The organism is Streptomyces sp. NPDC016469, from assembly GCF_040632905.1.
Classification (GTDB): domain Bacteria; phylum Actinomycetota; class Actinomycetes; order Streptomycetales; family Streptomycetaceae; genus Streptomyces.
Genome location: NZ_JBEYCQ010000003.1, coordinates 243,591 through 255,868, shown reverse-complemented (window position 1 = coordinate 255,868; position 12,278 = coordinate 243,591). Strand labels below are relative to the sequence as shown.

At 69.3% G+C, this 12,278-nt stretch carries 11 protein-coding genes; 7 read left to right on the top strand and 4 right to left on the bottom strand.

Going from position 1 to position 12,278, the window contains the following annotated elements:
* Nucleotides 1-324 precede the first annotated feature (324 nt).
* The gene (locus tag ABZ565_RS04820; protein ID WP_361020463.1) at nt 325-1,107 is read right to left on the bottom strand and encodes a calcium-binding protein; all 783 of its coding nucleotides are present in this window, start codon (nt 1,105-1,107) and stop codon (nt 325-327) included.
* A gap of 403 nt (nt 1,108-1,510) precedes the next feature.
* Here ABZ565_RS04820 and ABZ565_RS04815 point away from each other — a divergent pair, with 403 nt between their 5' ends.
* A complete protein-coding gene (locus tag ABZ565_RS04815) occupies nt 1,511-2,116 on the top strand; it encodes a lytic polysaccharide monooxygenase (RefSeq protein ID WP_361020461.1) in 606 nt (201 codons plus the stop codon).
* A 181-nt stretch (nt 2,117-2,297) separates the two neighbouring features.
* Here ABZ565_RS04815 and ABZ565_RS04810 read toward each other — a convergent pair whose 3' ends face one another.
* Nucleotides 2,298-3,587 carry a haloacid dehalogenase-like hydrolase gene (locus ABZ565_RS04810; protein ID WP_361020459.1) on the bottom strand — a complete coding sequence of 430 codons (1,290 nt, stop codon included), beginning with the start codon at nt 3,585-3,587 and terminating at the stop codon, nt 2,298-2,300.
* 269 nt (nt 3,588-3,856) lie between these two features.
* Between ABZ565_RS04810 and ABZ565_RS04805 the strand changes: the two genes are divergently transcribed.
* Nucleotides 3,857-4,728 (top strand): IS5 family transposase gene (locus tag ABZ565_RS04805; RefSeq protein ID WP_361020457.1). Its coding sequence is split into 2 segments (ribosomal slippage): nt 3,857-4,220 and nt 4,220-4,728, totalling 873 coding nucleotides; the frame shifts between segments, so codons are not numbered across the junction.
* Here the strand turns inward: ABZ565_RS04805 and ABZ565_RS04800 are convergent.
* Entirely contained in the window at nt 4,701-5,045 is a 345-nt protein-coding gene (locus ABZ565_RS04800) for a DUF2750 domain-containing protein (RefSeq protein WP_361020455.1), read from the bottom strand. The genes ABZ565_RS04805 and ABZ565_RS04800 overlap by 28 nt on opposite strands.
* A 107-nt stretch (nt 5,046-5,152) precedes the next feature.
* Here ABZ565_RS04800 and ABZ565_RS04795 point away from each other — a divergent pair, with 107 nt between their 5' ends.
* The 4 genes from ABZ565_RS04795 to ABZ565_RS04780 all read left to right on the top strand — a co-directional run bounded on the left by ABZ565_RS04795 (nt 5,153) and on the right by ABZ565_RS04780 (nt 10,097).
* Complete coding sequence (locus ABZ565_RS04795; protein WP_361020453.1) at nt 5,153-5,422, top strand: hypothetical protein; 270 nt, start codon at nt 5,153-5,155, stop codon at nt 5,420-5,422.
* Between the two features lie 602 nt (nt 5,423-6,024).
* Nucleotides 6,025-7,581, top strand: coding sequence for an alpha-L-arabinofuranosidase B (locus tag ABZ565_RS04790; protein WP_361020451.1), 1,557 nt, complete (start codon nt 6,025-6,027; stop codon nt 7,579-7,581).
* Between the two features lie 287 nt (nt 7,582-7,868).
* A complete protein-coding gene (locus ABZ565_RS04785; RefSeq protein WP_361020449.1) occupies nt 7,869-8,711 on the top strand; it encodes an endonuclease/exonuclease/phosphatase family protein in 843 nt (280 codons plus the stop codon).
* Nucleotides 8,712-8,960: 249 nt separating this feature from the next.
* Complete coding sequence (locus ABZ565_RS04780; RefSeq protein WP_361020637.1) at nt 8,961-10,097, top strand: MFS transporter; 1,137 nt, start codon at nt 8,961-8,963, stop codon at nt 10,095-10,097.
* 246 nt (nt 10,098-10,343) lie between these two features.
* Here the strand turns inward: ABZ565_RS04780 and ABZ565_RS04775 are convergent, their stop codons facing one another.
* Nucleotides 10,344-11,351: a Gfo/Idh/MocA family oxidoreductase gene (locus ABZ565_RS04775; RefSeq protein WP_361020447.1), complete on the bottom strand. Its 1,008-nt coding sequence runs from the start codon at nt 11,349-11,351 to the stop codon at nt 10,344-10,346.
* Nucleotides 11,352-11,516: 165 nt separating this feature from the next.
* Between ABZ565_RS04775 and ABZ565_RS04770 the strand changes: the two genes are divergently transcribed.
* Nucleotides 11,517-12,260, top strand: a complete 744-nt coding sequence (locus ABZ565_RS04770) for a GntR family transcriptional regulator (protein ID WP_361020445.1) — start codon at nt 11,517-11,519, stop codon at nt 12,258-12,260.
* The last annotated feature ends 18 nt before the right edge of the window (nt 12,261-12,278 follow it).

Below are 12,278 nucleotides of genomic sequence, written 5' to 3'. Positions count from 1 at the left end.
CGCAGGCGTGCATCCCTTCGAGCGCCTCGGCGATTCCGAGGGCCGGGCTGCGCACCGTGCGAGCCGGCAAGGGTCCGTGGTGCGGCCCGTGTGTGAGTACCCCTCTTCCAGCGCGCACGCCGCGCCCGTTCCGTACGGCCATCGCGACCAGAAGCCGGTGAGCCCGGCCAGGCGGGCTTCGCGTCGTCCCGCGGTCGATCGGAAGCCGGCCGGTGGTGGCCGTCGGGGCAGCCACGGCGGTGATCCGGTGCCCGCGACGCTGCTCACGCCGCGGGCCAGGAGCTTCGGGGCTCCGGTGCCTCCGGGGTTTCGGGAGCGCGGCGGTTACGGAAGGACGATGTCGCGGCCGTCCCCGCCGTCGAGGTCGTCCTTCCCGGTGCCACCCCAGACGAAGTCGTCGCCGCCTTCACCGTGCACCATGTCGTCGCCGGAGCCGCCGAGGAGGGTGTCCCGGCCGTCCCCGCCCATGACGTGGTCGTCGCCGGGGCCGGCGTACACGGTGTCGTCACCCTCGTAGCCCTCGATCATGTCGTTGCCCCGGCCGCCCCACATCCGCTGGCTCGCGCTGTCACCCATCAGGTGGTCCATGCCGTCGCCGCCGTACAGGGTTCCGGGCCCCATGACCATGTCGTCCCCCGCGCCGCCCAGGACCGTGCGGGCGGTGTGGGCGTGCAGTTCGTCGTCGCCCGCGCCGCCGCTGACGGTGTTCATCCCGGGCGCGAAGGCGGCGATCGTGTCGTCGCCGTCGCCGAGGAAGACATCGATCCTGTCGGGGCGCGCACTGTCGGCGGGCAGTTCGCAGACGACGGCGGTGGTGTCCTCGGCGCCGGCGTACGCACAGTGCTCGCCCGGTGCCAGCGGGACCACGTCTCTGAAGCCGATCCGGCGGATCCCGTCGCTCGTGAACATCGGGTAGATGTTGAGGTCGTTGGTCTGCCCCGCAGCGGCGGTGAAGACGATCGACTGGGTCTCCCAGTCGGCCCCGATGCGTGCCTTCGCCTCGGTGGCGGGCGCGGCGACGGAGGCGCCGGCTACGGGGCCGACGGCGAGGCCGGCGGATAACAGGGTCACGGCGACGGCGCCGACGGCGGCTCGGTTCCGGTTCATGGGACCTCGTCTCAGGGGGAGTGGCGGTGGACCGATCGGACCCGGTCCGTCCGAGGTGTTCGGCGTGGTGCTGCCGGGGGCAGGAGGGACCGGGTGGTGAAGGCAGTCTGCCGTGCTGGTCCGGATCCGCAAGAGCGCAAACCGACGCGGTGTCATGACGAGTTGCCCTTCCTCCACACGACGGCGGGGGACCGCCTTCCGGCGCACGGCCACGGCCCCCTGCTCGCGGACCATCCCGCGGCCGACTTGACCGACTCATTGACATGTCCCGTGAAAGTCGTAACGTTGGGAGCGCTCCCATAGCAGCCTTGCCACTGGAAGGAGTTCCCCCCACATGTACAACAAGATCCCGTTAACCGGGCGTTCGAGGTCGTATCTTCGTCGGCCTCTCCAGGCACTCGTCATGCTGTTCGCCGTCGTCGTCGGCGCGCTGGCCTGGTCGACCCCCGCCCAGGCCCACGGCACGATCGTCGACCCCGCCAGCCGCGCGTACCAGTGCTGGGAGACGTGGGGCAGCCACCACATGGACCCGGCCATGCAGACGCAGGACCCGATGTGCTGGCAGGCGTGGCAGGCCAACAGCGACACCATGTGGAACTGGATGAGCGCCCTGCGCGACGGCCTCGGCGGCCAGTTCCAGGCGAAGACCCCCGACGGGACGCTCTGCAGCAACAACCTGTCCCGGAACGCCAGTCTGGACAAGCCGGGGGCGTGGAAGACCACCACGGTCGGCGCCAACTTCTCGGTGCACCTGCGCGATCAGGCGTCCCACGGTGCCGACTACTTCAAGGTCTACGTGAGCAAGCAGGGCTTCGACCCCAAGACCCAGACCCTGGGCTGGGGCAACCTCGACTTCATCACGCAGACCGGCCGCTACGCGCCGGCGACGGACATCACGTTCCCCGTTCAGACCTCCGGCTACTCCGGACACCACATCATGTTCGTGATCTGGCAGGCATCGCACCTCGACCAGGCGTACATGTGGTGCAGCGACGTGAACTTCGGCTGAGCCGAGGGGCGCCGCACATGGCACCGGTCCCGGCCGGACGCCGCTGAGGTACCGCCCGGCCGGCCGAGCTCCGCCGGGGCAGGGGACACCTTGCCCCGGCGGAGCTTCCGGCATCCGGACGGCTTTCCTGCGGACTGTCGCACGGCCAGGCCGTGCGACAGTCCGCAGAGGCGACTCCCCGTCAGTACACCGTGTCCTGATGGTCCGGTACGACGCTGCCGTCGCCGCGCCGCACGGGGCCGAGGGTGCCGTCGGGCCCGGTGAAGGCGGCGGTCGCGCAGGGATAGGCCGTGGTCCTGCGGGGCAGCGGCTCGATGAACATGGGGTTCACGACCCAGCGGCCGTCGGCGTTGTCGTAGGCACGGCACATCAGCTCGTTCTTGTTGCGGTTGAGCACCAGGTGCGCGCCCGTGGCATCGCCGACGAACGTCACGTCGGTGTCGGCGTCACCGCCGCCGAGCGCGATCCGCCGATGGGGGGCCTGCTGATTCCAGGCAGCGCGGCCCTGGATCCGGTAGATCTCCTGGTTGATCCAGCAACGCTTGCCGTCGATGTACGGGATGGCCTCACCCTTCGTGACGCCTACGCCGCCGCAGCCCTCGTTACTGGTCGTGATGCGGCCCTTGGCGTCGAGCACGGACCGGATGGCGACGGTGTGCGCCCGGTCGATACCGATGCCGCGCGACCACACCTCGGTCACCGGTTCGGAACCCGCCGAGACGATCCAGACGTCGAATCCGGCTTTCTGGAGTGTCCGTACCAGGTCGCGCTGCTGTTCGTAGTACCGGACGTAGGCGGGGATGACATGGGTGCCGACGGTGCGGGTCGCACCGACGGGCGCGGCGAGCGCCTCGGCACGGGCCGCCTCGGTGTACGCGCGCAGCTCGGGGACGGTGTGTCCGGCGAACAACTGTGGCACCCACGCGTACTGCGGCACGGTACGTCGGTGGTTCCACTGTCCGGCGAAGGCGGCCTCGCCGCTCATCGTGCGGCCGTCCTCACGGATCTGGAGGATCTCGTCAGCACAGCGGGCGTTGGTGGAGGTGGGCAGGGGCTTTCCCACCGCCACGTCGGTCCCGCAGGCATCGGTGAGGGCCTTGTCCGCGGTGCTGGTCAGCCACTTGCTGGTGTCCTTCCAGCTGGCGGGCCGGAGGATCTTGTCATGCCGCAGGGACCAGCTGATGGTGGCATCGGTGACGTCGTTCTTGGTGATGGTGTTGTCCCAGTCGAACGCCGCGACCGGGCGCGTCCCACCCCTGCCGTGGCAGACACCGCGCTCGTCGATCACGCGCTGCAGCTGGGCTCTGTTGCCGCCGTACCAGGGAAGATCGTCGGAGAGCTGAGGGCAGCGAGCCGTCGGCGCCGGGGACACGCGACCGGCCGGTGCGGCTGTCACGGGTCCGGCTGCGGCCGCGACCGCGAATGCGGCCGTCACGGCTGAGGTCCACGCGAGAACAAGTCGGGTGCGCATGCGAGTGGACGGTACATCAATGTTCCGGTGATGTAGAGGGGGCACGCTCCCGCCGTTGGCAGCCAGCTGATGGGTACTCACCTTCTGGAGACCCGAGGCGTTCACCCGTAGTGCCGAGAACCTCGTCCCGGCGCCGGCAGACGAGAGACGCGGCAGAAATGGAAACGTCAACGGCTGAAAAGTGGACAAGCACACGAAGCCTTCGGGGAGAGTGCTCTTAGAACTCCTAACAAAATGATCTTCTTGGTGGTTGGATCGCTCCGGAACCAATGATCCGGGGGTGTGAGGTGGCGCGTCCGAAGCCATGGGAAGTCGAGGACGAGTTGTGGGCGGTTTTCGAGCCGCTGCTGCCCAAGGTCGAGCGACGGACCCGTCATCCGGGACGGAAGCGGCATCCGGATCGGCTGGTGTTCCAGGGCATCCTGTTCGTCCTGCACACCGGGATCGCCTGGGAGCACTTGCCGCAGGAACTCGGGTTCGGATCCGGCATGACGTGCTGGCGCCGCCTGGCTGAGTGGACCGAGGCCGGCGTGTGGCCCCGGCTGCACGAGGTCCTCCTCGCCAAGCTCCGCAGCGCGAATGCCCTGGACTTCTCCCGGGCGGCGGTGGACGGCTCCCACATTCGGGCGTTAAAGGGGGCTCCAAAACCGGACCAAGCCCTGTCGACAGGGGCAGAACCGGCAGCAAACATCATCTGATCACCGACGCAACCGGCATACCGCTCGCTGCCACCTTGACCGGCGGCAACCGCAACGACATCACTCAGCTCATCCCGCTCCTGCAAGCCGTGCCGCCGGTGCGGGGCAAGCGCGGCCGGCCCAGGCGCCGCCCGAACGTGGTGCTCGGCGACCGCGGCTATGACCACGACAAGTACCGCCGCTCGGTGTGGAATTTTGGTGTGAAGCCGCTGATCGCCCGCCGCGGGACCGAGCACGGATCCGGCCTTGGCACCGAACGCTGGGTCGTCGAGCGAGCCTTCGCCCACCTGCACTGGTTTCGTCGCCTGCGGATCCGCTGGGAGATTCGCGACGACATCCACGAAGCCTTCCTCACCCTCGGATGCGCTCTCATCTGCTGGCGGCGGTTGCGCGCTCTGCCAAGCGATGCCGTGAGTCAGTCAGCCGCCGCCAGTCGGTTGTGAATCTCCACGGCGGTGAAGCTCCAACCGACCAGGCGCGGCCCGCTCCAGTTAATGCCGATCACGATTCCGTCCCGTGCGGCGTCGGGCAGAACGTGCTCACACCAGGTGTCCAACGGCATGGATTCAACCCGTAGCCCGCTTCCCCAGATCTGCGCTGCGCGTTGAGCGCGGGCCGCAGTCGACCAGAACGGAAGACTTCGCGTGCCGTCCGCGGAGAGGTGGGTCGGGCTTCCGTCGTCATTTTGGACAAGCCAGACCACTCGGCTCTGGCGGACATCTCGGACGAACGCTGCCGCTTGCGAACCGCTCTGACTCATGCGCACCGAGCCTACCGGCCCTCACCACTCATTTCGTTAGGAGTTCTAAGGCGTATCAGCGCGACATCGAGGATGCCGCCGACCAGCGGCGCCTGCACTACGTACAGGTGTCCCCGCCGGATCGCGGCGAGCTCGCGGACAGTTGGATCCCCTGGCGCGAGTTCCTCGGTCCCGTCCTGCCCGTGTACGACGGGCCGCTGCTCATCGAGGTCTTCAACGCCATCCCGGAGTTTCACAATTCCTTGCGGCTGACACGGCGGAAGTTCTGGATTCCCGTGGACGACCAGCCGGTTCCGGGCGTGCCGAGCGCGTACGACGTCGCGGAGGACGGAATCAAGAAACTGCGTGCGGAACTGGCCCCGCGCGAAGAGGGATGACCCCGGCGCATCCATGAACGGCCCGAAGGCGCCGCCACCTCGCTTATTGGGGGAGCCGTTTGGGCCGTTCACTGGGCGCCGGGTTCCACGGCTCCGGGTGTACCTGGGGCCTGACAGCAGATGCCTGGGACGCCATCGGATCCCGCTCGAAGCCCGCGTGGTGTGATCCTCTGCCGTCTCGTGGTCCGCGAGTCCACACAGCCGGGCCGCCGTCACGGCGGCCCGGCGCATTGAGCGGCCGTGCGGGGCGGTCAGTCACGCGTGGGGTGGCATACCGCATGCCGACCATGCGGGCCTGTGAGCGGTAACACCGCGGGCGGCGGGTTGGTTCATCTCCACACGAGCGGGGGCGAGAGGACGGGCTTCGGGCAGTCTCAAAGACCCGACGGGCGTCTTGACGGGGTCGCGTCAAATCTCCATAGTGATGCCTGGCCGTGTGCGAGCCGTAGGCGTCGTCGATCTATCCAAGTCGACTCGCGCTCGTGATTGTTAGCGCTAACAATCAGTGGGAACAGCCCTTTCCTCCGACAACCCGTCGAGAGCCACCGCCTGCCGGCCGGCGCGTCCAGCGCTTTCGGACCTCACCCGCAAGGAGCCCGCCCTTGACTGTCCAGACCTGGCTGCGCCAAGCACGGCGCAGCCTCCTCGCCACCGGCGCCACCGCCGTCCTGACCGTCGCACTCCTGGTCGGCACCGAAGCCACCTCGCAGGCCGCCTCCCAGGCACCCTGCGACCTCTACGCCTCCGGCGGTACACCGTGCGTGGCCGCCCACTCCACCACCCGCGCCCTCTACGGCGCGTACAACGGCGCCCTGTACCAGGTCCGACGGGCCTCCGACAGCGCGACCAAGGACATCGGCCTGCTGAGTGCCGGCGGTTATGCCGATGCCGCCGCCCAGGACACCTTCTGTGCCGGAACCACCTGCGTGATCACCGTCATCTACGACCAGTCCGGCCGGGGCAACAAGCTCACCCAGGCGCCCGCCGGCGGCGCCGCCCCCGGCCCCGACAACCTCGCCCCCGCCACCGCCGCGCCGGTCACCGTGGCCGGCCACCGGGCTTATGGCGTGTACGTCGCCGCCGGCACCGGCTACCGCAACAACAAGACCAACGGCACAGCCACCGGCGACCAGCCCGAGGGGATGTACGCCGTCCTCGACGGCACCCACTTCGGCGGAGGGTGCTGCTTCGACTACGGCAACGCCGAGACGAACAACCTGGACACCGGCAACGGCCACATGGAGGCCATCTACTTCGGGGACAGCACCATCTGGGGGTCGGGCACCGGCAAGGGCCCGTGGGTGATGGCAGACCTGGAGAACGGCCTGTTCTCCGGTCCCGACGCCGGCTACAACGCCAATGACCCGAGCGTCAGCCACCGCTTTCTCACCGCGATCGTCAAGGGTGCCCCCAACCTGTGGGCCATCAAGGCCGGCAACGCCCAGTCCGGAGGCCTGTCCACGTACTACAACGGGGCCCGGCCCAACGTCCCTGGCTACAATCCGATGCACAAGGAGGGCGCGATCATCCTCGGCATCGGAGGCGACAACAGCAAGTCTTCCAGCGGCACCTTCTACGAGGGGGTGATGACCTCCGGCTATCCGACGGACGCCACGGAGAACGCGGTCCAGGCCAACATCACCGCTGCCAACTACCAGGCCCCCGTGCTCACATCCACCGCCCTCACCCCTGGAGCACGGGTCTCCCTGAAGGCCACCACCGCCCCCTGCTGCGACACCCACTACTTGCGCCACCAGGCGGACGGCACCGTGACCATTTCTCCGATCACTTCCACGAGTACCAGCAGTGACAAGAAAGACGCCACGTGGATCGTGCGTGCGGGGCTGGCCAACAGTTCCTGCCTGTCCTTCGAGTCGGCCGCGGCTCCCGGGCAGTATCTGCGCCACGCCGCGTTCCAGCTCCACACCGCGGCCCCGAACGCCACCACCTTGTTCGACCAGGACGCCACCTTCTGTCTCCAGGCGGGCCACAGCGGGCAGGGCTACTCCTTCCAGTCGGTCAACTACCCCAACCGGTTCCTACGCCACTACGCCTACACCGGCTACCTCGCGGGGGACGGGGTCGGCGGTAACACATGGGACAGTGACGCCCTCTGGAGCGAGGACACCTCCTGGCTGACCGCCCAGCCCTGGTCCTGACCGCGCTCTCCGCCGGTGGCCCACCTTCCGCGGGTGTGCCACCGGCGGCAACGGGCGGCTGGCCGGTCAGCGCCGCCGGCGGCCGCGTACGACCCGCGCCGCCCCTCGTTGGTGAAGGGATCGCGCCGATCCGAAGCCGCAGAGCGGCGTAACGCGGGAGCATCGTTTCGATGTGATGCCGCCACAGGAGCCCCGGCGCCTCGTGCCGCATACACCCCGCCACATAGGCTCAAGCTGAAGAGACCTCGTATGTGGGTGTGGTGTCGATCTACTTCCAGGAGCCGAAGGTGACCGGAACAGGCGCTCGGTGGCTTGCGGGCGCGCTGGTCATGGCCTGCCTGCTGCTCGCAGGCCCTAGCGTGTCGAAGAGCGCCTACACGGCCGAGCCGCTGCCGGCCGACGCCCCCGAGAAGGCCGTGCCGAACCGTGTCATGACCTGGAACATCTGCAATCCCTGCAAGGGAAGCGGGCGGAACGGCGGCAGGGCGGCGGAGATCGCCACGTACGCGCCTCAGGTCATCGGCCTGCAAGAAGCGTGCGTGGGTGATGTCGAGAGGATCCGCGATTATCTGCGGTACCGGTACGGGCTGGTCTACCACGTCGAGTACGGATCGGTACTGCCGAGTTGGAGCCGATGCGGGGGAGTGCCATGGAACCCTGGGGGCTTCGGCCAGGCGATTCTGTCGGCCGCTCCGATGACTGACCGGGTGAATGTGGAGTATCCCCACGGCGGATCCGAGGACCGCGGGTACATGGCCGTCACGACCCTCGTGGACGGTCTGCGCGTCCGGGTGTTCAATACGCACTTGGCCCAGCGGAGGCAGGAGTCAGTCCGCGCGGAGCAGGCCGGCGTCCTGGCCGACGCGGTCGTCCCGTACGACCGCACCGTCGTTCTCGGTGACTTCAACGCGGTGCCGGATGCCTCCGAACTCACCGCGATGTGGGGCGTGGCCAGCGACGCGGACCCCGAGTGCGGCCCCTCCGGGGCGGGTACGTGCGAGCCGACCACCGATTGGCGCAGCAAGTTCGACTACATCTTTCTTCGTGGCTTCGACCCGTTGGAGCAACGGGTGCATCTCACCCCCTGGTCGGACCACGATCTGGTGCAGGCCGATCTGCGACGGGCGTAGCGATGCACGGCGCTGCCGCCGCGTTGCGCGGGCGGAGGAGTGTGTCAGGTGGCTCCGCACCTCATGCCGAAACGATCGGCCGGGTGATCCACCGGCAGGTGAATTCGGTTGCGGCGGGGCCGGTGAGCCCGGTCAAGTACCTCCATGGACGGTGCCACGGAGCAGGCGCGGCGGGCGAGGACGGGAAGAGACCGTGCGGGCACGCGACAACCGGCCGCATGGCACAGGTCGGCAGTGCTCGGGGCCCTGATGCTGGCCGCCCTCACCTTCAACACGGCGGAGAACCTGCCGATCGGCCTTCTGGAGCCCATCTCCGCAAGCCTCGGGGTCTCCCTGTCGGCGGTCGGTCTCCTGGTCACCGGTTATGGGGCGACGGTGGCCATCACGTCTGTGCCGATCGCCCACGTCGTACGGGCCGTGCCCCGACGTCATGTGCTCACGGGACTGCTGGCCGCACTCGTCGTGTCCAGCCTTGTTGCGGCGCTGGCCACCTCGTACTGGCTGCTCCTCGGGGCGCGGCTGCTCACCGCGCTCGCCCAGGGGCTGTTCTGGGCCGTGATGGGGCCGGTCGCGGTGGGCCTGTTCAGGCCCGAGGTCCGTGGGCGTGTGGTCGGGGCGCTGTCCCTCGCTGGTTCGCTGGCGCTCGTGCTCGGTGTTCCCGCCGGGACCTGGCTGGGCCGGCGGAGTACATGGCAGGTGCCCATCGCCATGCCGGCGGTTCTGGGGCTCGTCTCTCTCGTGACCATCGCCGTTCTGCTGCCGACTTCGCGTCCGGAAGAGGAGCCCGCCGCCTACGCGACCAGTCCCGACGTCCGGCGCTTCGGGACGGTGCTGGCGGCCGGGGCCCTGTCCGCCACCGGAGCGTTCACCGGGTACACCTACATCGTGAAATTCCTGGGCGACGTGAGCGGGTTCGCCCCGGGCACGGTCAGCGCCCTGTTCGTGGTCTTCGGCATCGCGTGTCTGGCCGGGGTGAGCATCACCGGGGCGGTGCTGGACCGCTTTCCGCAGTCCACGCCGGCCACGGCCGTGGCAACGCAGGCGGTGGGCATGCTCGGCCTGTACGCGGTCGGCACTCATCCGGTGGCGGCGGTGGTCTTCCTGGTGCTGATGGGCAGCGCGCTCGGGCCGGTGTTCATGGCCACGCAGAACGCGATGCTGCACTGCGCACCGGCCCGCACGGACATCGCCCTCGCGGCGAACTCCGGTGCCTACAACGCCGGCATCGCGGCGGGTGCCGCACTTGGGGGACTGGTCCTGCCGCTCGCCGGTGTGCGGGGCACGTTCCTCGCCGGCGGGCTGCTGACCGTCGGGTCCTGCGCGGTCCTGCTCGGCGGCCGGCTGCTACCCGGGCAGCGGCGTACAGAACGCGCACCACGGCGTTGAGGGACGGGCGCCCGCCAGACCACCGGCAGGTCGTCCCCGGCGTCGGATACGGACCGGCGCCGCTCACGTCGCCTCGCCCGCACACAACCCGCTCAGGACTCCAGCGCCCTCGACATCGTCTCGCCGGTGCCCCGGTGGAGAAGCCTTCCGAGGGCGTCGCCGTACATCCGCCGGGGCACCCGCACCGGTCAGCGACGGGCTCCCGTCACGGGCCTCACACGTACCGCATCAGGGGCGCCCGTTGCCCTACACGCGGACTCGCGTGGGAGCGGAGACCGGGACGGGGCGTCCCTCGGCCCGTGAGCGGGTGGCGGCTTCGGCCACGGCCAGAGCCGCCCGGGCGTCCTCACCCGTGCACGGGCTGGGGCCTACGCCCGCCACGACCTCCGTGAACGCGGTGAGTTCGGCACGGTAGGCGTCCTGGAAGCGCTCCATGAAGCCCGGGTAGGGGGCGCCGGCCGGATAGTTCGTCCCCTCGGCCGAGACCAGCGGGGCCTGTTCGGTCAGACCGGCGACCAGGGTTCCCTCGGAACCGCAGACCTCCAGGCGTACGTCGTAACCGGCGCCGTTGTAGCGGGTGGCGGTGCAGGTGGCCAGGGTGCCGTCGTCCAGGGTGAGTACGGAGACGGCGGTGTCGACGTCCTGGGCCGCGGCGAAGAAGGTGTCACCGCGGTTGGCCCCGGTGGCGTAGACCTCGGTGACCTCCCGGCCGGTCACCCAGCGGACGATGTCGTAGTCGTGCACCGAGCAGTCGCGGAAGATTCCGCCCGAGCCGGGGATGTACCCCGGGTGCGGGGGAGCCGGGTCCGCCGTGCAGGCCCGCAGGGTGTGCGTCCAGCCGAGCCGTCCGGCCGCGACGGCCTCACGCGCGGCCCGGTAGCCCGCGTCGAACCGGCGTTGGAAGCCGATCTGCAGGGGGATGTCCGAGTCCCGCAACGCGGACAGCACCCGGTCGGTCTCCTCCAGCGTCGAGGCCACCGGCTTCTCGCAGAAGGTGGGCAGCCCCGCGCGGTGGGCGGCCAGGATCAGCTCCGCGTGGGTGCCGGTGGGCGAAGCGATGACTATTCCGTCCAGTCCGGCGCCGAGCAGCGCGCCGAGACCGTCGGCGCACTCGCCGCCGACGTGATCCGCCACGGTACGGGCGGAAAGCGCGTCGGGATCGTGGAGGACGAGTGAGGTGACGGCCGGCAGGGCGGCGAGCGTGGCGGCGTGGAACGCGCCGATGCGGCCCGTACCGATGAGTCCCATACGCATGTGCGAACCTTTCGTGCGGGCAGGGGGCGAGCCGGGGACGGCCCAGTTGATTTCTATCCCCCGGCCGCAAGAAGAGCAAGACTTTGTTCAGACATAAAGACGTACGAATCTAAGGGGGAGTGAGGCATACTGGCAGGTGTCGGCAGCAGAGCGCGGGAGGGTGACGTGGAACCGCTCACGAAGAAGATCACGATCGACCGGAGCAGTCCGGTCCCCTTGTATTTCCAGTTCGCCCAGCAGTTGCAGAGCCTCATCGAGGCGGGCGACCTGCCGCCCGGCACCAGGCTGAGCAACGAGATCCTGATGGCCGACGAGTTCGGACTGTCCCGCCCGACCATGCGCCAGGCGATGCAGCACCTCGTCAACAAAGGGCTGCTGGCCCGCAAGCGTGGCGTCGGCACCCAGGTCGTCACCAACCGCATACGCCGGCAGGTCGAGTTCACCAGCCTCTTCGAAGACCTGGAGCGGGACGGCCGCCGCCCGTCCACTCAGGTGCTCTCCGTCGAGACCGTCCCGGCCGGAGCGGCCACCGCCACCGCCCTCGGCCTGGACGAGGGCAGCCCGGTGCTGTCCGTCGACCGTCTGCGCCTCGCCGAGGACCAGCCGATCGCACTGCTGCACAACTTCCTCCCTGAGGGCGTGATCGAGCTGAGCGCCGACTCGCTGTCCGAGGGCGGGCTGTACCAGCTGCTGCGCCGGTCCGGGGTCGTCCTCAGCACCGCCGAGCAGACCATCGGAGCCCGTAGGGCGACGGCCGCGGAGGCCAGGCTGCTCGACGAGACCCGCGGCGCGACCCTGCTCACCATGACCCGCACCGCCTTCGACGGCTCGGGGAAACCGGTCGAGTACGGGTCACACGTGTACCGCGCCTCCCGGTACGCGTTCGAGATGACCGTCGCCGCACACTGACCCGCGGAGACGACGGCA